Here is a 22,793-nt window from a genome sequence, read left to right as displayed (position 1 = left end):
TGTTTTTGTATTCTAGTTCGTCAACTCAATAAATACAGGAGCTGTTTTCTTTAACTTAACACTGCTACCTGAAATACTAGTATTAATATCATAAATCTGTACTGCCTCACCACGCTTTGCTCTACGCAATGCAGCCTTAGCTGGTCCGTTTAGTTTTTGACCACTTACTACTACAGTTGGTTGTCCAGACACTTTAAAGCTAAAACCGGTAACACGAAGGTTAAGATCGAAGTCAAAATCTTCGAGAATAGCGCTTATACTAGCTATTTCTAGGCCTTGGCGCTGCATTCTTACAATTCCAGTTTCTCCTCTTACCGCTCCAATTGGCGCAGGAATTCCCTTAATACGGAATTCTTTAGGAGTGCTAATTCTTTGTCCATCAGGCAAAGTTCCACTAGCAGTAATAGTAACCGATGATCCTGTAGTAGGTCGCATTACATATTTACTTCCTGAAACTTTACTTAATCCTGAAGCAGAAGCACTTACTTTATTATCTGGAATACCAGGAATAGAAACCGTCATAGGGTTATCTACACCACGGTACACCACGTTCATTTTATCTGCTGAAATCACAGCTGAATTAGGTTTTGAAATGGTTGAAAACCCAGTATTCACAGGAACTTCAATTTCTTCGCCCCCTTCACCATAATACAGAAAACCTTCAATTTTATGATCTCCTGGACTTCCAGCATTAATTTTTAAGTTTACTTTACCACCTTCTAGTGAATATTGATTTTCACTTAACGGGCTTCCATCTAGCGTTAATTCTACACGACTAGGTTTTGTATTAGCATCTGTACGACCTAACATAATACCACCGTCAAATTCTTCACCAGAATAATAAGCAGATTTTGAAACATCCATAATAGTAGTATAGTTACTATATGAAAGTGCAGCTGCTTGTTGCCCCGATAACATTTTCTGAAGTATCTCACTTTGGTTAGTCTTCACATCATTCTGGATAGATGTCATCTTAGTTAGTGAAGCAATCAAAGGAAATCCTTCATAGTGATAATTTAACCAATCTTGGGTACCACCTTCTCTTTTAATAGGCTCTGTACTAAAGTTTTCGTTTATATTTTCTTTTAACTCTTCAACTCCAGCAACTTTTTTTGCAACAGCTGTATCAGAAAGTATTTCAATCATTGAAGTACGATAGTTGTTCATTTTATCAACAAACTCTTGTCCCTCAGGCTTTAATTTATCTCCTACAAAAAATAAGTTATTAAAGTAATCTTCTTTATCCATTACTTCGTACTCAGTAGGGTCTTCAATTTTCTCAACAGCTCCCGCTTTTAAATTTTGGATATATGTATCAAATTCTGTTGTGATTGTAGAAATTTGTTTCGCTTTTTCTTCCACAGCAGCATACTGCGCTGGTTCATCGGCAGCCTTTGTTGCCAAACCTTCCATAAAGGCCTGGTTTCTTTGCGATGCATCAACATTCGCAGATTCAATTTTTTCATTTAAAAGTCCGAAAGCCGATAATACTTCTTTGGACATATTTAAAGCCAACATTGCGATGAAAATCAAATACATTAGATTAATCATCTTTTGTCTTGGTCCTAGTTTTCCACTTGCCATTTGTAGTCTTTTTTAAAGATTAATAATTTTAGTTGAAAACTAGATTAGTTTTTATTCATTGCTGAAAGCATTCCACCATATACTCCGTTAAGAGAAGAAAGGTTGGTTGCTAAATGCTCCATTTGTTGTTTCAATTGGGTAGCGTTTTCTGCTACTTGATCGTTTACTTCAGCTTGACGGCTAGTAGATTCTACTTGTACTTTATACAAGCTATTTAACGATTCCATTTGCGCTGCTGCCAACGCCATTTCCTCACTATATTTTTTTGTTGAACTCATTGCTTCAGCAGTTGGAGCCATTCCTTTGGCGGCACCTTCAAAAGAACGAATACTTGTACTTAGGCTATTCATCAATTCTGAATCAATACGAGCGTCTTTTAACATTTCATCTAATTTCTTAGACAATAAGCCATCAGCGTCTTGAGGTTGTTCAATTTTTTTACCTCTAGTCTGGCCTCCAGCTAATTCAGGATATACTAAAGACCAATCTAAATCATCATCAACAGGCTCAAAAGCCGAAATGGCAAAAATGATTGCTTCAGTAATAAGACCTACAGCTAAAAGCAAACCTCCAGTTAAAGGTCCTAGCTCCCAGTGAAGAATTTTAAATAATGCTCCCATAATTACAATAGAAGCCCCAAGGCCATAGGCCATGTTAAAGAGTTTTTTGGATGATTTTGACTGTGCCATAATAAAAAGTTTTAGTTTAGTTTAGTTAGTATGATTTAATGTTTTAGTTAGGTTGTAAGATAGGGGCCTATCGTCCGTCACCAAAATTTTCGTTAAGTGTTACATCTGTACCCATGTAATCTTGAACAGTTCTGAAACCGATATAGCTACGGGCAGAATCAGCATATTCGTAATCACGAGTACTTACTTGTAAGAAGTATGCAACATCTTTCCAAGAACCGCCTCGAACCACTTTACGCATATTATCTGAATCGTTTACATTTGGGTTCATAGTAGACGAGTATTCATAAGAAGCAGGGTCATAAGAAGATGCTACCCATTCGCTTACATTACCTGACATATTATACAGATTATAATCATTTGGCTCATAAGCATCTGCCTCTACAGTATAAAGTGCTTGATCTGCCGCATAATCCCCACGTAAAGGCTTAAAGTTTGCCATAAAACAACCTCTATCGTTTTTAGCATAAGGACCACCCCACGGGTACGTTGCAGATTCTAAGCCACCTCTAGCCGCATACTCCCATTCTGCTTCGCCTGGAAGACGGAAGGAGTTTACTTGCTGGCGATCTCTTGATTTTTGATAAGCATTTTTGTACAAGGTTCTCCATGCACAAAAAGCTTTAGCTTGTTTCCAACTTACTCCTACTACAGGATAGTCTCCATATGCCTCGTGCCAGAAGTAATCATTATGCATCGGCTCATTATACGAGTAATTGAAATCTTTAATCCAAACTGTTGTGTCTGGGTAAATTCGTATTTCTTCTTTTTGAATAAAATCTTTTCTGCTTTTTCCTGTCGCTTTTGCAGCAGCACCAATATCCATATAGGTATATTGAAACTTTAATTTATCAACATCTATGGTACGCTGCCCATTGTATGCTTCTTCAGCAGGGATGTACATGGTATCCATTACTTCGGAATAAAACTCATCAGGAAATTCTGAAGTGTCCCAAATTAAATCAATATCATTATTTATCTTTCTTCCAGCATAGAAATCTTCTCCCATACCGTAATAGTTATCATAATTATATTGTTCCCACGGCGTCATTTCTTCATCTTCTTGGTCTACAAAAGCAAATTCACCAATTCCGCCGTTTCCAGGTGTTTCACCCATTTCATCAGCTAAAATAGCAAGTTTAAGTCGTACGGTAGAGTCGCGCACCCACTCAACAAATTGTCGATATTCAGCGTTTGTTACTTCAGTTTCATCCATATAAAAAGAGCGGACGGTAACCGTTTTTGTTGGCGCATCATTAACGGCAACAAAATCGTCGTCAGCTTTACCCATGATGAAAGATCCACCTGGGACAAGAGTCATCCCGTATGGTTTTTCGGGGTGCCATTTCTTACCTTCTGCCCCTATCAATTCACCCCGGTCTCCGGAATTACAACTGTATAGAAAGGCAACAATCGCAGCTAATGCAATAAACTTCTTCATAGGTATCAGGTTAAATTTTCGAGATTTAAGGGCGTAAACCTATTTATAAAATTTTTAAAAAGCAACATATTTCTTAAAAAAACCTTAAACTCTCTTTATTCTTAGTTTGTTAGATTATACTTCATTCTTACGGCGGGCTTTAAACCACCTTTCTGGAATCTCTTGATTCGTTGCACTCAAATAATCGCCATAAGTGCAAGGTAATAACGTTGGTGTTTTTAATTTATTATTAACACCTGAAATAAATGGTAATTCTATCCACCATCGTCCAGTTTTATTACTTTTTTTAAAAGTTAACACCTCATCATCATCTATTGGCACTTTATAAGTAGTGTACTTTTTCTCATCATCAAACTCCCCTTCTTGCACTCTAAAATTGACTCCTTCAATAAAATACCATAGAATTTGAGCTACTAACATAGCTCCAATTTTAGCATTTTTAAAATCTTTCAATTCATAAACACCAAAAGAACTCACTCGGTTACTTATCCCAGCATACCTTGATATAGCACAAATTTCGCGACCATCAAATCCGTTTGGACTAGTTATATTGTTATAACTCATTTCTGCATTTTTTATTGCCGAAATATCTAAGGCAACGATATCGGCATCACGTAATATTGGTTCTACAACCGAAATATCTTGAGTAACTTCACCGAGTCTATAGGCGTCAAAATACAATTTTTCCATTAAAGCAATCTCTTCTGGAGCGTTAAAATATGATTGATATCCTAACAAGCTATAATTAAAAAGATTATACGGCTTATCAATAATGATTTTCCCTACAAAAGACTTGTTGTTTATTGGTTTTTCCGCATCACCTAAATCAAACCTAGTATCTACGTTAGCTAAGTTGATCATACTTCCGTGTGAATCGTAGGCTCTATAATGAGCGTATAGCAAATCCTGACTACCTCCAAGAATAAGCGGGATAATATCTCTTTTAAGCAATGCCTCTACTACAGTTTTTACTGCAAAAAAGGTATCTTGAACCGTCTCACCCTTATTGATATTACCTATATCGATGATAGTTTGCGACCAATTTCCTGGGTATAAGGAGTATAAAGCTTTTCTAAAGGCGTCTAAAGAAATTGTTTCTCCAATATAATCTACATCGTTCCTGTTTTCAAGAATTCCTAAAATAGCGAATTTTACATTTTTTAAATCGGGAAGTTCACCTAAATTAGTATGTGTTTCAATTTTTTTACCTAAAACACCTTCTGGTAAAACTTCTTTATGGGCGATTACTTTTTTTGAAACCGGCGAGAGAAATTCTATCATTATTTTTTCTTAGCTGTGGTTTTTTTCTTAGTTGATTTTTTCTTGGTCGCCTTTTTCTTGGTTTTCTTTTTTGGAGCTTTCTTCTCTAAAATACCTTTAGCCTCATCAAGGGTTATCTTATCTGCCTCTGTAGTTTTTGGTAATTCTACTTTAGTTTTCCCTTTTATTAAATTGAAACGTCCCCAACGCGCTTTTTCTAAACGAATACCTTCATCTGGCCACTCGTTTATAAGCTTATCTATTTCTTTCTGCTTTTTGGTTTCAATCAATTCAATGATATCTTCTTCTGAAAGATTATCAAAATCATACTTTTTGTTTACGTTAATAAACATATTGTTCCATTTTATAAACGGACCAAAACGACCTACTCCTTTTTGAACAGGTAAATTTTCATATTCATAAATGGGAGCATCGGCTTTTTTCTTTTCTTCAATTAACTCCTTAGCCTTTTCCATATCTACATCCAACGGATCCAAGCCTTTTGGCAGTGAAATAAATTTCTTCCCCCATCGCACATACGGTCCATAACGACCGTTGTTAGCCTGTACCTCTTCGCCATCGTACTCTCCTAAATCTTTTGGAAGCTTAAATAAGTCTAACACTTCCTCAAGAGTTACTAAGTGTAGTTGTTGATCGGTACGCAGACTAGCAAATTGCTTTTCTTCATCGTCTGGCGCTCCAATCTGAGCCATCGGCCCGTATTTTCCTAATCGAACTAAAATAGTTCTTCCAGTTTCAGGATGCTCTCCTAAAATACGTTCTCCACTTTCACGTTCAGCATTTTCCTGAACGTCTTTTACATGAGGGTGAAATTTTTTATAAAAATCCTGAAGCATTTCTTTCCACTGCTCTTTTCCTTCGGCAATGTCATCAAAATCTTCTTCTACCTTTGCCGTAAAGTTATAATCGAGAATATTTCCGAAGTGCTCTACTAAGAAATCATTTACAATCATTCCAATATCAGTTGGCACTAATTTTCCTTTATCACTCCCAACAGTTTCTGTCAGTGTTTTATCTTTTACAGCGCCTTTTGCAAGCGTTAATTGAATGTATTTTCGCTCCACACCTTCTATAGTTCCTTTCTCTACATAATTTCGACTGATAATAGTAGAAATTGTTGGCGCATAAGTTGACGGACGTCCAATCCCTAATTCTTCCAATCGTTTTACCAAAGAAGCTTCTGTAAATCGATACGGTGGCCTTGTAAAACGTTCGGTGGCTGTGATAAATTTATTACCCAATGTATCGCCTTTTGTTAGGTTAGGCAGCATTCCATCTTTTTCTTCATCTTCGGCATCGGTACCTTCTAAATACACATGAAGGAAACCGTCAAATTTTATCATTTCACCATTCGCAGTAAATTGCTCTGAAACCTTTTCTTTTCCTAACACATCAATTTTCACATTGGTGCGTTCTAATTGTGCATCGCTCATTTGTGAGGCGATGGTACGTTTCCAAATTAAATTGTACAAACGTTCTTGATCACGATCGCCTTGAATAGTATGTTTTGCCATTTCGGTAGGACGAATGGCCTCGTGCGCTTCTTGTGCGCCTTTAGACTTTCCTTTATAATTTCTTGGTTGGCTATATTTATCGCCATAAGCGGAACTAATTTCCTTTTCGGCTGCTTTTTTAGCATCGTTAGAAAGGTTGACGCTATCGGTACGCATATAGGTTATTAAACCGGCTTCGTACAAACGTTGCGCAATCGTCATCGTCTTCCCTACTGAAAAATATAACTTTCTAGCTGCTTCTTGTTGAAGCGTGGATGTTGTAAACGGTGGTGCAGGTGATTTTTTAGCTGGTTTTTTAGTAAGATCAGCTATTTTATAGTTTGCCCCTACGTTTTTCTGAAGAAATTCTCTCGCTTCTTTTTCTGTTTCAAAGTTCTTCGGAATTTTTGCTTTAAATGAACTACCATCTTCCGTTTTAAATTCAGCATCCACTCGATATGAAGCCACTGGACTGAACACTTCAATATCACGTTCGCGTTCTACAATTAATCGTACTGCGACACTTTGTACGCGCCCTGCAGAAAGCCCTCCTTTTACTTTTCGCCATAAAACTGGTGAAAGTTCATATCCCACTAATCGATCTAAAATTCGACGTGCTTGCTGAGCGTTTACAAGGTTGTAATCTATTTTTCGAGGATTTTCAATCGCTTTTAAGATTGCGGTTTTGGTAATCTCATGAAAGACAATCCGTTTCGTTTTTTCATCTTGCAGGTCTAGCTCCTCTGCTAAGTGCCATGCGATGGCTTCTCCTTCCCGGTCCTCATCACTCGCAAGCCAGACAGTCTCTGCTTTCCCTGATAGTTTTTTTAATTCTTTTACCAAGCTTTTTTTATCACTCGGGACTATATATTTAGGAGTAAAGTCTCCTTCGGTATCTACACCTATTTCTTTGGACGGCAGATCTGCAATGTGCCCAAAACTGGAAGTAACCTTGAAATCATTTCCTAAAAATTTTTCAATGGTTTTAGCCTTCGCGGGCGACTCTACTATCACTAAATTCTTTGCCATATTGATTTTTGTTTGGGTTACAAAAGTATGTGAATTTTTTTATAACATTGTTTACCTTGTAAAATTTAGGTTTCCGTTAACACGGTATAAGTCAAAAAATCAAGAGATTACAGTTCTAAAATTTACTAAAACCTGTTACATGATTCAATTTTACGCGTACCGAAAGTACCTAGTTATAAGGCTTATATTAATAGGGATGGTTTTATTTTTATTTCAAAACTGCCAATCGCTAGCAGACGTTCCTACCTTTTCAAACAACAATACAATTCATGTCGTGATTGAAATACCCGCCGGAACCAACGCTAAAGTTGAATACAATAAAGATCTAAAAAAATTAAAAGTCGACCAAAGAGACGGGAAAGACCGAATAATCGAATACCTACCCTATCCCGGTAATTACGGCTTTATTCCCTCTACGTATTCAGACCCTTCAAAAGGTGGCGACGGAGACCCACTAGACGCGCTGGTTATTTCCTCAAGTTTACTTTCAGGTTCAGTAGTGGAAACTATTCCGATTGGTGTACTGAAAATTCTAGATAATGGAGAGCAAGATTATAAGGTAATCTGTATTCCTTCAGAAAAAAGGCTGCAAACAGTTTCAGTTACTACTTTTACGGAGTTTTCAGATAAATATCCCGACGCACTCAAAATAATCGAGCTTTGGTTTTCAAACTACGATACAGTGGACACGGTCAACATAGAAGGTTGGGGTGACGAGCAAGAAGCGCTTACGGAAATTAAGAGGGTTTCAAACTAACACCTATATAGTCGTTGTTTCCGAAGGTAATGGATCTTCATCAAACCCTATCGCATCTTTATAAACATAATACATAGGCAAATGCACAAACGAAGCGGTTGCAAATATCCCTATAAAACATAATAAAATTCCTAATTGCGCAACAAGACCTGAAACGATTATCAATCCAAAAATGATAATCCAGAATTTATTACCTAATTTAAAGCTTGCCTTAATTAATTGAGAAACGGACATCTCAGGGTTAAAAGCAAAAATAACAATTAGCAACTGCAAAGGGACCATCACATAAAAAAGAGGCAGATAACATAATAATGCAGCTAAAAAAGCAATCCCCATAGCTGCCAAAGACAAGACAAATAATTTACTAAAATTACCTTTCAGAAAAACAAAATAACCACCTGTATCTATTGGCTTACCCGTATCGGCTTTTTGAATAACTTTATAAAAGTGAGCAGAAATCCCATAGTTGACCACTTGTACAATAAAAATCAACACAAACAACAAAAGAAAATAACCTATAATAACGGGCACAGAATATTCAACAAAAGGATTGAATTCTTCTCCATACGGCATCTGGCTCTCGTTTATCATTACAGGCACTATCGGCAAATAAGCCAAAATTAGCACTACTATGGATATACCAAGTGAAATTAAAACATGCACCATACCTTCGACCCATACTTTTTTAAATAGAGCAAGACTATTAGATAATATATCGCCAAAATCTAGTTTAGGAGCTAGTACAATTTTTTGAAAGATAGGGTGTTCCATTTGTTAGTTAGTTTAGTAGTTTAGACTGTAAATTTATAAAAAAGAAATCTGCCATTTTGGCACGAACAGGTTTTTAATTGTATCTTTGCAATCCAATTGTTTCTTACAACAATTCATATTATTTAGATTGAACTATGGAAGAGAAAATCATTGACGAAAACATACAAGGCGACGCGTTAGTACTAGAACCTAAAAAAGAAAACGCTCGTAAACTTTATATTGAAAGCTATGGCTGCCAAATGAACTTTAGCGATAGTGAGATTGTAGCTTCTATTCTTGCCAAAGAAGGATTCAACACCACACAAAAGCTGGAAGAAGCCGACTTGGTATTGGTAAACACCTGCTCGATTCGTGATAAAGCGGAACAAACCGTTAGAAAGCGTCTTGAAAAATACAATGCTGTAAAACTCGAGAATCCGAAAATGAAGGTTGGCGTATTGGGTTGTATGGCCGAACGCTTAAAAAGTAAATTTCTCGAAGAAGAAAAAATCGTGGATATGGTAGTGGGGCCAGATGCCTACAAGGATCTTCCCAATTTAATTGAAGAAGTAGAAGCCGGTCGCGATGCTGTAAACGTAATATTAAGCAAAGAAGAAACCTATGGCGATGTTGCTCCCGTGCGCTTAGGCAGTAATGGCGTTACTGCTTTAGTGAGTATTACCAGAGGTTGTGACAATATGTGTACGTTTTGCGTAGTTCCATTTACCAGAGGGCGCGAACGTAGCCGTGATCCACAAAGTATTGTGAATGAAGTAAACGATTTAGCTGAAAAAGGGTACAAAGAAATTACGCTTTTAGGACAAAATGTAGATAGCTACTTATGGTATGGCGGCGGACTTAAAAAAGATTTTAAGGATGCTTCGGAAATGCAGAAAGCCACGGCAACCAACTTTGCACAATTATTAGAATTAGTTGCTACAGCACAACCCAAGATGCGCGTGCGATTTTCAACAAGCAATCCGCAAGATATGACCGAAGATGTTTTACACAGCATGGTAAAACATAAAAATATCTGCAACCACATTCACCTTCCTGTACAAAGTGGAAGCAACCGTATTTTAAAAGAAATGAACCGCCTGCACACACGCGAAGAGTATTTTAAGTTAATAGATACCATTCGTAACGTTATTCCAGATTGTTACATTTCGCAAGATATGATAATTGGTTTCCCTACAGAAACAGAACAAGACCATCAAGACACATTAACGTTAATGGAACAAGTAAAATATGGTTTTGGGTATATGTATAAGTATTCCGAACGCCCAGGAACAATGGCCGCCCGTAAATTTGAAGACGACGTTCCAGAAGCAGTAAAAAAACGTAGGTTAACTGAAATTGTAGCCCTACAACAACAGCACAGCGCATACCGCACCAAACAGTTTTTAGACAAAACGGTAGAAATATTAATTGAAAAAGAGTCTAAAAAAAGTGATAAAGAATGGAGCGGCCGCACCCAACATAATACGGTTGCCGTTTTTCCCAAAGAACATTATAAAGTAGGTGATTTTGTAAACGTAAAGATTAGCGACTGCACAACAGCCACTTTGATTGGTAAAGCTGTTGGGTATTCAGAAAATAATTAAGTTATGAAACATTTTATATTTCTAATTACAGCAAGTTTGTTGTTATTGGCATGCTCCAGTGACGATGAAAACCCAGAACCTGAAGAGCAAAATGTAGCATTAAAGATTAAAAAATACACAAGTATATCATTTGACGAAAACGGCTCGCCAAATGGACATATGGTTGAATATTTTTTTAACGAAAACGGAAAAAAAACTAAAGACCACATAATAGATGTTTTTGGTGATTATACTTGGGAATACGCTTATAATGAGAGTGGACAGGTCACCAAAAAATCCCGCAAATATTTAAATTATCCAGTTGACATTGTTGAAAATTACATGTATAATTCTGAAAACAAACTTCAAAAAATATTCATTGACAATGATAATAACGGAGTGGTTGAAGATTCATTGAAATTTACGTATCAAGAAAATCAAACTATTGCACAATGGCATAGTACGGGACAAGAACGGAAAGAGTTTTATTACAATAATGATGGAACATTAAACTCAACAAAACAAATAGCTGACCTAGGAATTATTAGTGATGAGCTTATTGTACACGACGCTTCTTCCAATATTAGCCAAATAAAGGTAACCACAGCATATTTTAACAGTGAAACAAACCACGAGTATGAATATGATGGAAAAAACAATCCCTTTTATAACGAGTTTCACGACTTTTACTTTAATATAGTTAGGAGGGATGGTGGATTATTGTCAAGTCACTCATTATTCTTTTCACCTAGTAACGTTACAAAAACAACATTTATAAGCAACGACCCCTTAGAGAACTATACAATTACTAGCTCTTATGAGTATGACAGTTCTAATTATCCCGTGAGCTCCGAAAAAAAATTAAACGGTGTTTTGCAAACCCAAGGAAGCTACGAATATTACTAAATTAAAATAGATTCCCGTTTTTATGGGAAAGAGAGATGGAAAGTATACAAGCAACAAAACAACGGTTCGGGATTATTGGGGATGACCCAAAACTAAACCGCGCCATAGAAAAAGCCATACAAGTAGCCCCGACTGATATTTCAGTCTTGGTAACCGGTGAAAGTGGTGTGGGTAAAGAGAGTATCCCAAAAATAATCCACGCGCTTTCGCATAGAAAGCACGGAAAATACATTGCCGTAAACTGTGGGGCTATCCCCGAAGGAACGATAGACAGCGAATTATTTGGACACGAAAAAGGAGCCTTTACCGGCGCAACAGCAACCCGTAGTGGTTATTTTGAAGTTGCCGATGGCGGGACTATTTTTTTAGATGAAGTAGGTGAACTACCTCTACCCACGCAAGTGCGCTTATTAAGAGTATTGGAAAATGGTGAGTTTTTAAAAGTTGGTTCTTCCAAAATACAAAAAACGGATGTGCGCATTGTAGCGGCCACCAATGTGAAAATGGTCGAAGCCATTCAAAAAGAAAAATTTAGGGAAGATCTTTACTATCGTTTAAGTACGGTAGAAATCAATATTCCACCACTGCGCGAGCGTAAAGAAGATATTCATTTATTATTCAGAAAATTTGCTTCAGATTTTGCTCAAAAATACAAAATGCCAACGGTTCGTTTAGATGATGATGCGGTACAATTATTATTAAAATACAGATGGGGTGGTAATATTAGGCAACTTCGAAATATCGCCGAGCAAATTTCAGTTTTAGAACAAGAACGTTCTATTTCGCATGAAACATTAAAAAACTACTTACCAGATGTGGGCAGTAATTTACCTGCCGTCATTAATAATAAAAAACAGGAAAGTAGCTTTAGCAACGAACGCGAAATACTGTATAAAGTTTTGTTCGATATGCAACGTGACGTCAACGATTTAAAAAAGTTAACGTTGGAATTGATGAAAAGTGGAAATGCCAGTAAAGTTAAGGAAGAGAATTCTTCATTAATCAATAAAATTTATGACGAAGACAACAACCACGAAGAACATTTGGCCTCCATTGTTGAGGATGAAGAAGAAGAAAACGCTTCAGATGTAGAAGTTTTAGGAATTCCCTCAAAAGCTTCAGAAAATGATTCCGAAGAAAACAAACGAAGTGATAAATATGATTTTGCTGAAGAAATACAGGAAGAAGAAAGCCTTTCTCTTCAAGATAAAGAATTAGAACTCATCAAAAAATCTTTAGATAAATATGGTGGTAAACGAAAAGATGCTGCCGAAGAATTAGGAATTTCAGAACGTACGCTCTACCGGAAAATTAAGCAGTACAATTTATAATCTAAGCAGCCATTTTTACCATGAAAAAATTGAAACAACTTTTATTAATTAGTGTGGTTGCAGCCTTGCTACAAGGTTGCGGTGCGTATTCGTTTACTGGCGCCGATATTGATTATTCACAAACCAAGACCTTTCAAGTAAACTTATTTCAAAACAACGCTCCAATTGTTGAACCAGGTATTGCTCGCGATTTCACAATTCAATTACAAGATTTATTATTAAACCAAACAAGTTTAGACTTGGTTAATAACAATGGCGATTTAGTGTACGAAGGTGAAATTGTGGAGTACTACATCGCTCCTATTACGGCAACATCGCAAAGTACCGCAGCGCAGAACCGATTAACAGTTGCCGTCAATGTACGTTTTTATAATTCGGATGATGAAGAAAAAGACTTTGAGCAACGATTCTCTTTTTACTTTGACTATGACGGTGCCGCTCAATTAACGGGAGCCGCCTTAGATGATGCACTAAACGTTATTTTTGAACGTATTACACAAGATGTTTTTAATAAATCGCTCGCAAACTGGTAATATTTTGAACACAAAAAACTATACCGACTTACTTTCAAAACCTCAACATTTAGATAAAGAGGCTATGGAACAATTAGATATGGTAATTAAAAAATACCCCTATTTTCAAAGCGCTCGGGCATTACAACTAAAAGCACTTAAAAGTCAGAATAGTTTTTTATACAACGATGCTTTAAAGGTTACGGCTGCTTATACCACAGATCGTGATATATTGTTTGAATTTATTACTTCGGAAACATTTGCTCAAAATGAAATTTCACAGTTAATTCAACAACATGATTCTTCTGCAAATGAAATTGAAGTAATTTCAGAAGACGTTTCAGAACAAACAGCTATTGAACTGGACAACCAGATGAAAGCCGAAATGAAAAAGGCCGAAGCTATTTTAAATCCAAACCTTTTTGAACGGAAACAAGAATCTGTAGAAAAATTAGCTAGTTCTACTTCAGAAGGAGGGGAAATAGACTCTAAAATTGATAAAACCGAAGCAGAAGAAACCCTAGAAATAGACAAACCTCTAGATTTTACTAAAAAGGACACACATTCTTTTAGTGAATGGTTAAAATTAACAAAAGCAAACCCAATTGACCGCTCTAAATCTGAAGAAAAACCTGCGCCTTCAACAGAAGATAAAGAAGCTTTTTCAGAAGAAATCGATCAAGAAAATCGTTCTTCAGATCAAGAACGTAAATTTAAAATGATTGAAAAGTTTATTCAAGACAAGCCAAAAATTAAACCTGCCGAACAACAAACCACCAAAGCAAACCTAGCAAAGCCCTACACTCAGACGCCAGACGCTTTAATGACGGAGACATTAGCAAAAGTGTATTTGCAACAAAAAAATTATAAAAAGGCCATACAAGCATATAAAATATTAATTTTGAAAAATCCCGAAAAAAGTGGTTTCTTTGCAGACCAAATTCGTGCAATCGAAAAAATAATAGATACACAATAATATGAGTACGTTTACAATATTTTTAGTTTTAATAATTTTTGTCGCCTTTTTATTGGTGGTAGTAGTAATGGTACAAAATCCTAAAGGAGGCGGTTTATCTTCTACCTTTGGCGGTGGCGGTGGCCAGCAAATGGGTGGTGTTAAAAAAACAACCGACTTTTTAGATAAAAGTACTTGGACATTGGCCATTGTATTATTAGCTTTAATCCTTTTGAGCAATATCCCAATTATGGGTGGAAGTGGCGCCGTACCAACCGACACGTTTGGTGACGAAACTATTGAAACTCCAATGCTAGATCCAACAGATACAGACAGTAACACAGATACTACAGGACAAGGAAACTAAGAACGTTTCTTATATATAACTATTATTGAAAAAGCCAACTTGTTTTAAGTTGGCTTTTTTTTATCTTCTTTTTAAAAATATTCTATAAAAAATAGGCTATTTACTCTATAGGCTATTTACTCTTTTAGACTAAAAACATACATCTGTTCTCACACAACTAATATTTTTTTTATTTTTTTTCAAGATTAAGTTGATAATAATTTAATATTTTGTTTTTCAAACACATATCAACTAACTTCTCTTTATTTAGCTGCAATTATCATAAAAGCAATGTTTTGTCAAAATATATAGAAATATTATATTGTCGCTTCAAATAAAGCCCCCTTTTATGAAGCATTTATATATTTTATCTATTTTCTTTTTTTGTCTTTCTTTAAACGCTCAAGTTGGGATTAACAGCACCGAACCAAAAGCCACTTTAGATATCACTGTAGAAAATTCAGCAAACCCTTCAAGCACTGACGGTTTACTTATTCCACGATTAGACATTTTACCCACACCCAATCCCACTGTTGACCAAAACGGTATGTTAATATTTCTCACCACAGCCACGAGCAGTTTCCAACCTGGCTTTTTGTATTGGGATGCAACAACTACAAATTGGGTTTCTATAAATGCTGGTACGGCTGAGAATTGGAAATTAGCCGGGAATAAAACAGAGGACAGTGATTTTTTCGGAACTACTAATAATAAATCAATAAAAATTTACACCAATAACACCCAGCTATTTAGTTTTACCACAAGTGGACAATTAGCGTTTAATGAGGGTATTGAAATCGGTACTGGCAGTGTTACGGCAGACAACAGCGCTATAGCTATTGGTTCTAATTCTGTATTACAAACTACTAAAGCCGGAGAACTTGGCTCTATTGCAATTGGTAGAGATGCCGAAGCCCTGAGGTCTAAAGCAATAGCTATAGGAGATATCACCAAAGCCACTGAACTTAATTCTACTGCCATAGGCACTGAAGCAAGTGCAACTAATTTTGGGGCTTCTGCTTATGGTCGTAGGTCAGAAGCAACAGGAAGATTTGCCACAGCAAATGGCCATATTGCTAAAGCATCAGGCGAAAGCAGTCTCGCTTTAGGCGACCGAAGCACTGCATCGGCAAAGGATGCATTGGCTGTTGGGTTACAAGCTATTTCCTCTGGTGGAAATGCTATAGCTATTGGAGACCAAACTATGGCAGAAGCAAATCAAGCTATTGCTATAGGAAATATGGCTAATGCCCTCGAAACAAACTCTATAGCTCTTGGAAACACAGCGGAAGCAACAGACATAGGTGCTATAGCTATAGGAAATAATACGCTAGCACAAAATAAATATAGTTTTGCAGCTGGATATGACTCTAATGCTTCAGGAGAAAGTAGTATTGCAATAGGGGAACTAGCAGAGACCTCAGGTTATGCGTCTATTGCTATTGGTCAAAATAGCAGCTCTATTCAGGATAATGCCATTGCAATAGGCACCAATACTTCTTCAATCAATGAAGGTTCTATTGCTATTGGTGATAAAGCAAATGCAACAGGAAATCGCTCTATCGCACTAGGCGATACCGCCCAAGCACTAAATACAAATTCAATTGCATTAGGAAATAACGCCCAAACCACTAAAAACAATCAATTAAGAATAGACAATATAAACGAAGTTGACTTAAATGGAGCCAACCTTATAAATGCTACAAACATAACTACCACAGGAAAAATTTCAACACCTGCCAATGTCACTGCTTTTAGTTTTATATCTAGTACCGCTACATATCCCGATTATGTTTTTGAAAATTACTTTGAAGATAATTCAAATATAAATCCAGATTACACCTTTAAAACCTTGAAAGAAACTGAAGCGTATGTAAAAAAACACGGACACTTACCCAATGTAGCTTCTTATGAAAAGATAAAACAAAATGGATTTAAAGTAAATTTAACTGAAACCTCTGTAACCAACTTAGAAAAAATAGAAGAACATTTTCTTTACTTGGTAGAACTCAATTCTCAAGTAGAAAGTTTGAAAAAAGAAAACAAATCTCTCTTAAATATATTGGAAGAACAACAAAAACAAATTGACGAGCTAAAAGCAGCCGTTTTAAATAAACAAGAAAGAGTCAGCAACACTTCTAACCCATAGGCTGCAAGCAAATATTTTTTTTTCACATTAAGCCAGCTTGTGACAAGCTGGCATTTTTTGTTTCAATGTGTCAGTTTAAAGGCAGTGGCACAATTTCTGCCTATTAGAAAGTGACTTTAAAACACAATATTAACAATATAAAATATAATTGAAAATGGCAGTAAAGATTCAACCACTTTCAGATCGCGTTTTGGTAGAGCCACAAGAAGCAGAAACTAAAACCGCAAGCGGAATTATCATTCCAGACTCAGCTAAAGAAAAGCCACAAAAAGGAACTGTGGTAGCAGTAGGAAAAGGTAAAAAAGACCATGAAATGACTGTTAAAAACGGAGATACTGTTTTATACGGAAAATACTCTGGCACCGAATTAAAATTTGAAGGTAAAGATTACCTCATTATGCGTGAGGATGACATTCTTGCAATTATTTAATAGCTATCGGCAATAGGCTATAAGCAATGAGAGATTTTAAAAAATACGATATTTGGAAATTAAGTCATAAATTGACGCTTAATATCTATAAAATCTCAAATGATTTTCCGAAGGAAGAAATATATGGACTCACTTCTCAAATAAGAAGAGCTTCTTCTTCAATTCCAACAAATATTAGCGAAGGATGTGGTAGAAGTAGTGATTCAGATTTCAACCGGTTTTTAACCATTGCAATAGCTTTAGCTTGTGAAACAGAATATTTACTCATTTTATCAAAAGACTTAAAGTATATTACTATTGAAAAGTTTAATGAGCTAAATTCTGAAGTAAATACCGTTAAGAAAAAAATTTACACATTAAAACAAAAATTAGTTTAACAAACTTTATGTTTCGGCATATCGCTAAAAGCATAAAGCATAAAGCATTTTGAAATGGCAAAAGATATAAAATTTGATGTAGAAGCACGTGACGCAATCAAGCGTGGTGTAGATGCATTAGCAAACGCAGTAAAAGTAACATTAGGACCAAAAGGTCGTAACGTAATAATTAGTAAATCATTTGGCGCACCACAAGTAACTAAAGATGGTGTATCGGTAGCGAAAGAAATTGAGCTAGAGGATGCCCTTGAAAACATGGGAGCTCAAATGGTAAAAGAAGTAGCTTCAAAAACTAACGATTTAGCTGGTGACGGAACAACAACAGCAACTGTTTTAGCACAAGCTATCGTTAAAGAAGGACTTAAAAACGTTGCTGCCGGTGCAAACCCAATGGAACTTAAAAAAGGAATTGACAAAGCTGTTGAAGCAATTGTTGCAGACCTTGAGAAACAAACCACTAAAGTTGGTAATTCTTCAGATAAAATAAAGCAAGTTGCATCTATTTCGGCTAACAACGATGAGCAAATTGGTGATTTAATTGCCAAAGCTTTCGGTAAAGTTGGTAAAGAAGGTGTAATCACTGTTGAAGAAGCAAAAGGAACTGAAACATATGTTGATGTTGTAGAAGGAATGCAGTTTGATCGTGGTTTCTTATCACCTTACTTTGTGACGGACAGCGAAAAAATGCAAACAGAATTGGAAAGTCCAATGATTCTTCTTTTCGATAAGAAGATCACAAACATGAAGGATTTACTTCCTGTATTGGAACCAGTTGCACAACAAGGAAAGCCTTTATTAATCATTGCTGAAGATGTAGAAGGCGAAGCATTAGCTACTTTAGTAGTTAACAAATTGCGCGGAAGTCTTAAAATCGCTGCTGTTAAAGCACCAGGATTTGGAGACCGCAGAAAAGCAATGTTAGAAGATATCGCAATCTTAACTGGAGGAACTGTAATTAGCGAAGAACGTGGTTTCACACTTGAAAACGCTACAGTTGATATGTTAGGTTCTGCTGAAAACGTAACAATCGATAAGGACAACACAACAATTGTAAATGGTGCCGGAAACAAAAACGACATAAAAGCGAGAGTTGGTCAAATAAAAGCTCAGATTGAAACGACAACGAGCGATTACGACAAAGAAAAGTTACAAGAACGTTTGGCTAAATTAGCTGGCGGTGTAGCTGTATTATATGTAGGTGCTGCTTCTGAGGTTGAGATGAAAGAGAAGAAAGACCGTGTAGATGATGCACTTCACGCAACTCGTGCGGCTGTGGAAGAAGGTATTGTTGCCGGTGGTGGTGTAGCGTTTGTTCGCGCACTTAAAAAACTTGAAAAATTAACTACTGAAACGTTAGACGAGTCAACGGGTATTCAAATAGTAGCTAAAGCTATTGAAGCTCCATTACGTACTATTGTCGAAAATGCTGGAGGCGAAGGTTCTGTAGTAATCAACAAAGTGCTTGAAGGAAAGAAAAACTTTGGGTACGATGCTAAAAGCGAAGCGTATGTAGATATGCTAAAAGCTGGGATAATTGATCCTAAGAAAGTAACGCGTATCGCATTAGAAAACGCAGCATCTGTAGCCGGAATGATCCTAACTACCGAATGTGCCTTAGTCGATATCAAGGAAGATAACGACGGTGGTGGCGGAATGCCTCCAATGGGTGGCGGAATGCCAGGTATGATGTAATGACTAAAGTCATTTATAATAAAAGGCCTTCAGTTTTAAATTGAAGGCCTTTTATTTTTTCTATATTCTTTACCCTGTTTTTCTTTTCTTAAAAATATAAAACCACCTTTTTTAAGGGTGGTCTTTCCTCATTAAGTTTTGATATAATGGTTTATACGAAATAAACCTACCACAAATTACTTCTTCTTAGCAGCAGTCTGTGGCGCCTTTTTAGCCTGTTGTTTAGGCTGTGCCTTTGCAGGCATTGGCTTACTGTTTGACTTTTGTTGTCCCATAGTATTCTAATTTAAGAACATAGTAAATGTACGTCAGAAAACGATTCGTGATACTTCGTTAGCTAAAATTTAACTAAATATTCTTGTAGTATTTTTCTAGTTAAAAAGACAATAAATTATTTTTCTGCTAAAGAGTTGCCTTTTCATAGATAACCAAACTACTTGCCAAGTAATTCAATATATAGAGATTCCCGTTTCTGAGATATACATCTGAGGGACTTTTTATATCTTTTGAAAGTTCTTGAAGCAATTTTCCCTCGTGATTATAAATTAAAACTCTATCGTTTTCAAAATCTGTTATAAAAAGTTCTTTTTCTGAAACAAACAACCCCATAGCTACATTGATATTATCCTTCTCTCCTATTGTGTTAAGCAACTTTCCTTTTTTATTATAAACCTGTACTCTATTATTGTACCCATCTGCCACCCATATAGTATCTCGGGTAATTTGCACATCGGTTGGTTGGTTTAATGCATTATTTTCAGAAGCATTTTCACCTATATGAACCCAGTTTTTACCGTCACTCGTAAAAAGCACTTGATCCCCTTTAAAATAGGAAACTGCCATCTGGTTTTCAAACACTGAGACACCAGAAGGTCCAGCCAGCGAATCACTCATAGGTATAATAGATCGATCTACGCCAGAAGTAATCCTAACCTGATTTGCGTTAAATTCTGGTACGAACAAATATTTACCGTCTGTCGCTATGTGCATAGGACGTTTAAAGGAATCTAAAATTCGTATCGAATCGTTATTTTCAGCAATCGATACAATCCGGTTACCAACCCCATCGCTTACCCACAATGTATTGCTTATCTCTGTAATTCCCATGGGGCTCACCCCTTCTAATTTAACTGTTTTTTTAACTTGCCATTCCTCTTTCGTCTCTTTTTTGGGATCTGAACACGCTATTAAAAGGATTGCTATAAGTATTATTGCGCTAATTTTTCTCATAGAAAAAGCTATTGTTTTAAAATATTAAAGAATTCAAAAAGATATTGAGCAAATACAGATGCTATTGTATTTCAGCATCAACACGTCCACATTTTAGCATTTTATCACCAAAATAAGGATTCATAATATCTTTGCTTTCACTTAGCCAATACGCTCCTTTATTATTAAATGCCATTGGGCAATATTGTTTATATATTGTTCCAGAAGACAAAGCATCTTCCATCATTTTTTCAACTTCGGTAGTAACAGCTACAAATGCAGTTCGTTGCTCTTTAATATCATCACTTTCCACAATATTTTGTGCGGCTTGTAGTGCAACTTTATCTACTCCTGCATTAGCAAAAGCAGTCATTAAATTTGATGCTTCTTGAGATGCTTTTTCAGCATCTGTATTAACTAATGCTGTCTTTAATTGTACATATTGGGTAAACACACCGGCGGTATTTTCATCTTTAAACTCAGCATCGGTTTTATCAGCTACATAGGTTTTACTTTCACCTTTTGTGTCAACTGTTTTAATTTCTGGTTCGGTTTTCTTCTTATTATCTGCACAAGAGATAAGCGTAATTGATAGCAATAAAATGGAAAGGAATGTGTATTTTTTCATAACTGTTTTCTTCAAAAATTAATTTTTTCAAAGATACAAAATTGCTTTATGCTTTTTTCTGAAAATAGAATGCAGGGAGCAAAATCAATAAAAACAAAGGTTGTATTAAAAAACGACGTATATAAAAAAGGGTTAAGTAATTACCTTCTTTATAGTTAATTAATACTAATAAATAAGCTGTAAATAGAACACAAAATAGGATAAGGTATAGAATAGCCGACAGTTTTAATATATCTCGCTTTCTAAAAACCAACCAAATTATTACCAAAGAAAAAAGAGTGTTCAATATATACCTAAACCCTATACTTGCTATTAATTCAGGGGTTTCAAAACTTGGAAGCCTTTTATCGGCATAGTCTGATTTAAAAAAGCTAATCAGTGGGTCGTAAAAAAGGTTTTCCTCAAAAAAGCGCACTCCTACTAATGCAAATATTGCAATCAATATAACCAGTATGGTTGCTGTTTTATTCATTGGTATTTTTAGGTTTCACCTTAAGGTTTCGCACCCAAAACAACCACAATAAAAAGACCATTCCGTAGATTATGGCAGGAAAAACAATCTGATGCAAAAAATCAGTGTATTCAGGGTAATGGTATAATGCAATGGTCAACAGAGCAATTCGTAGAATATTGATAGTATAAATTAGAGCTATACCTCCAAAAATATAAAGTGTAGTTTTTTTAATTCCTTGAGCAAAAGAAACTATAAATGCTACAAATAGAATAATAATACTTATTGCATTACAACCTTCTACAACACGAGCTAAAAAAACATTATTGATATACAACCCCATAAAAGGTCCTGCAGGGTCTGGTTTTACTACTCCACTATAACCAAAGGCTTGTATTACTTGGTTACTTTGTTTTGCGACCAAATTGGTGAAAAAATCCGGATAGTAGGCTCCAGCTTCAGAATACTTTAAATATAAGGAATATAGAAAAGTTAAAAGTAGGTATGTACCTAGAAACAAGAGTACAAACTGTACAACAGCTTTATATTTTACAAATAAATTTTTCAAAAATGATCTATAAATTTTAACAAAAATACAGCATTTGTATTTGGCGTTTGTCTCCGTTTTAAAATACTTTTACTTAAAATAAACAACTATGCCTTTTGATGCTTTAAAACCCAAAGTAAACACAATTTTAGCAAATGACAAGGAACTCGTAAAACAACGCCTTACTGAAGTTTGTGAACTATTACAAACCTCATTAGGATATTACGATTGGGTTGGCTTCTACTTTGCAAATCACGAGCAAAAAACATTGCATTTAGAAGCATTTGCCGGTGAGGCTACAGACCACGTGGTAATTCCTTTTGGAAAAGGCATTTGTGGACAAGTAGCAGAATCGAACTCGAATTTTGTAGTTGCCGATGTAAAAGCACAAAACAATTACATTGCTTGTAGCATGTATGTAAAAGCTGAAATTGTAATCCCACTTTTTAAAGACGGAAAAAACATTGGCCAGATTGACATAGACTCACACACAGCAGACCCTTTTTCTCCAGAAGACGAACGGTTTTTAGAATGGGTAAACCAACAAGTTGCTGACATTCTTTAAATTCAAAAACTAGAATTACAACATTTGGCTTCTAGTCATTTTCTAGCAAGTCTTAATCACTTATTTTTATTTCATACCAATTATTCTT

At 35.9% G+C, this 22,793-nt stretch carries 22 protein-coding genes; 12 read left to right on the top strand and 10 right to left on the bottom strand.

Annotated elements, in window-relative coordinates:
• Nucleotides 1–12: 12 nt before the first annotated feature.
• The 5 genes from gldM to topA all read right to left on the bottom strand — a co-directional run bounded on the left by gldM (nucleotide 13) and on the right by topA (nucleotide 7,517).
• Nucleotides 13–1,584 (bottom strand): gliding motility protein GldM, encoded by a 1,572-nt coding sequence (gene gldM / locus AACZ92_RS07535; RefSeq protein ID WP_339699215.1) that lies wholly within the window; start codon nucleotides 1,582–1,584, stop codon nucleotides 13–15.
• Between the two features lie 44 nt (nucleotides 1,585–1,628).
• Nucleotides 1,629–2,273: a gliding motility protein GldL gene (gene gldL / locus AACZ92_RS07530; RefSeq protein WP_339699212.1), complete on the bottom strand. Its 645-nt coding sequence runs from the start codon at nucleotides 2,271–2,273 to the stop codon at nucleotides 1,629–1,631.
• 67 nt (nucleotides 2,274–2,340) lie between these two features.
• Complete coding sequence (gene gldK, locus AACZ92_RS07525; RefSeq protein ID WP_339699209.1) at nucleotides 2,341–3,714, bottom strand: gliding motility lipoprotein GldK; 1,374 nt, start codon at nucleotides 3,712–3,714, stop codon at nucleotides 2,341–2,343.
• Nucleotides 3,715–3,828: 114 nt separating this feature from the next.
• A complete protein-coding gene (locus AACZ92_RS07520; protein ID WP_339699206.1) occupies nucleotides 3,829–4,995 on the bottom strand; it encodes a formimidoylglutamase in 1,167 nt (388 codons plus the stop codon).
• Nucleotides 4,995–7,517 (bottom strand): type I DNA topoisomerase, encoded by a 2,523-nt coding sequence (topA, locus tag AACZ92_RS07515; protein WP_339699203.1) that lies wholly within the window; start codon nucleotides 7,515–7,517, stop codon nucleotides 4,995–4,997. The genes AACZ92_RS07520 and topA overlap by 1 nt, the downstream gene beginning before the upstream one ends.
• 139 nt (nucleotides 7,518–7,656) lie before the next feature.
• On the opposite strand from topA, the gene AACZ92_RS07510 reads away from it, so the two are divergent.
• The gene (locus tag AACZ92_RS07510) at nucleotides 7,657–8,274 is read left to right on the top strand and encodes an inorganic diphosphatase (protein WP_339699200.1); all 618 of its coding nucleotides are present in this window, start codon (nucleotides 7,657–7,659) and stop codon (nucleotides 8,272–8,274) included.
• 3 nt (nucleotides 8,275–8,277) lie between these two features.
• Here AACZ92_RS07510 and AACZ92_RS07505 read toward each other — a convergent pair whose 3' ends face one another.
• Nucleotides 8,278–9,045, bottom strand: coding sequence for a hypothetical protein (locus tag AACZ92_RS07505; RefSeq protein ID WP_339699197.1), 768 nt, complete (start codon nucleotides 9,043–9,045; stop codon nucleotides 8,278–8,280).
• Nucleotides 9,046–9,179: 134 nt separating this feature from the next.
• Between AACZ92_RS07505 and miaB the strand changes: the two genes are divergently transcribed.
• The 10 genes from miaB (at nucleotide 9,180) to groL (ending at nucleotide 19,305) form a co-directional block, all read left to right on the top strand.
• Entirely contained in the window at nucleotides 9,180–10,628 is a 1,449-nt protein-coding gene (gene miaB / locus AACZ92_RS07500) for a tRNA (N6-isopentenyl adenosine(37)-C2)-methylthiotransferase MiaB (RefSeq protein WP_339699194.1), read from the top strand.
• Nucleotides 10,629–10,631: 3 nt separating this feature from the next.
• Nucleotides 10,632–11,513, top strand: a complete 882-nt coding sequence (locus tag AACZ92_RS07495; protein ID WP_339699191.1) for a hypothetical protein — start codon at nucleotides 10,632–10,634, stop codon at nucleotides 11,511–11,513.
• Nucleotides 11,514–11,548: 35 nt separating this feature from the next.
• A complete protein-coding gene (locus AACZ92_RS07490; protein WP_339699188.1) occupies nucleotides 11,549–12,844 on the top strand; it encodes a sigma-54 dependent transcriptional regulator in 1,296 nt (431 codons plus the stop codon).
• 20 nt (nucleotides 12,845–12,864) lie between these two features.
• Complete coding sequence (locus tag AACZ92_RS07485; RefSeq protein WP_339699185.1) at nucleotides 12,865–13,377, top strand: LptE family protein; 513 nt, start codon at nucleotides 12,865–12,867, stop codon at nucleotides 13,375–13,377.
• Nucleotides 13,378–13,381: 4 nt separating this feature from the next.
• On the top strand, nucleotides 13,382–14,332 hold the full coding sequence (locus tag AACZ92_RS07480; protein WP_339699182.1) for a hypothetical protein: 951 nt from the start codon (nucleotides 13,382–13,384) through the stop codon (nucleotides 14,330–14,332).
• Between the two features lies 1 nt (nucleotide 14,333).
• Nucleotides 14,334–14,678 carry a preprotein translocase subunit SecG gene (gene secG / locus AACZ92_RS07475; protein WP_339699179.1) on the top strand — a complete coding sequence of 115 codons (345 nt, stop codon included), beginning with the start codon at nucleotides 14,334–14,336 and terminating at the stop codon, nucleotides 14,676–14,678.
• Nucleotides 14,679–15,006: 328 nt separating this feature from the next.
• The gene (locus tag AACZ92_RS07470; protein WP_339699176.1) at nucleotides 15,007–16,806 is read left to right on the top strand and encodes a hypothetical protein; all 1,800 of its coding nucleotides are present in this window, start codon (nucleotides 15,007–15,009) and stop codon (nucleotides 16,804–16,806) included.
• Nucleotides 16,807–16,960: 154 nt separating this feature from the next.
• Entirely contained in the window at nucleotides 16,961–17,236 is a 276-nt protein-coding gene (locus AACZ92_RS07465; protein ID WP_339699174.1) for a co-chaperone GroES, read from the top strand.
• A 26-nt stretch (nucleotides 17,237–17,262) separates the two neighbouring features.
• A complete protein-coding gene (locus AACZ92_RS07460; protein ID WP_339699172.1) occupies nucleotides 17,263–17,613 on the top strand; it encodes a four helix bundle protein in 351 nt (116 codons plus the stop codon).
• 54 nt (nucleotides 17,614–17,667) lie between these two features.
• Nucleotides 17,668–19,305 carry a chaperonin GroEL gene (groL, locus tag AACZ92_RS07455; protein ID WP_339699170.1) on the top strand — a complete coding sequence of 546 codons (1,638 nt, stop codon included), beginning with the start codon at nucleotides 17,668–17,670 and terminating at the stop codon, nucleotides 19,303–19,305.
• Nucleotides 19,306–19,707: 402 nt separating this feature from the next.
• Here the strand turns inward: groL and AACZ92_RS07450 are convergent, their stop codons facing one another.
• From AACZ92_RS07450 to xrtF, 4 genes are all read right to left on the bottom strand, one after another.
• A complete protein-coding gene (locus AACZ92_RS07450; protein ID WP_339699168.1) occupies nucleotides 19,708–20,535 on the bottom strand; it encodes a hypothetical protein in 828 nt (275 codons plus the stop codon).
• 61 nt (nucleotides 20,536–20,596) lie between these two features.
• Entirely contained in the window at nucleotides 20,597–21,142 is a 546-nt protein-coding gene (locus tag AACZ92_RS07445; RefSeq protein ID WP_339699165.1) for a DUF3347 domain-containing protein, read from the bottom strand.
• Between the two features lie 46 nt (nucleotides 21,143–21,188).
• Nucleotides 21,189–21,614: an exosortase F system-associated protein gene (locus AACZ92_RS07440; protein ID WP_339699162.1), complete on the bottom strand. Its 426-nt coding sequence runs from the start codon at nucleotides 21,612–21,614 to the stop codon at nucleotides 21,189–21,191.
• The gene (xrtF, locus tag AACZ92_RS07435; protein WP_339699159.1) at nucleotides 21,607–22,161 is read right to left on the bottom strand and encodes an exosortase family protein XrtF; all 555 of its coding nucleotides are present in this window, start codon (nucleotides 22,159–22,161) and stop codon (nucleotides 21,607–21,609) included. The genes AACZ92_RS07440 and xrtF overlap by 8 nt, the downstream gene beginning before the upstream one ends.
• 88 nt (nucleotides 22,162–22,249) lie before the next feature.
• On the opposite strand from xrtF, the gene AACZ92_RS07430 reads away from it, so the two are divergent.
• Nucleotides 22,250–22,705 carry a GAF domain-containing protein gene (locus tag AACZ92_RS07430; protein ID WP_339699156.1) on the top strand — a complete coding sequence of 152 codons (456 nt, stop codon included), beginning with the start codon at nucleotides 22,250–22,252 and terminating at the stop codon, nucleotides 22,703–22,705.
• Nucleotides 22,706–22,793: the final 88 nt, after the last annotated feature.

Source organism: uncultured Marixanthomonas sp. (assembly GCF_963974425.1).
Lineage (GTDB): Bacteria > Bacteroidota > Bacteroidia > Flavobacteriales > Flavobacteriaceae > Marixanthomonas.
This window is presented reverse-complemented; position numbering and strand designations above follow the sequence as displayed.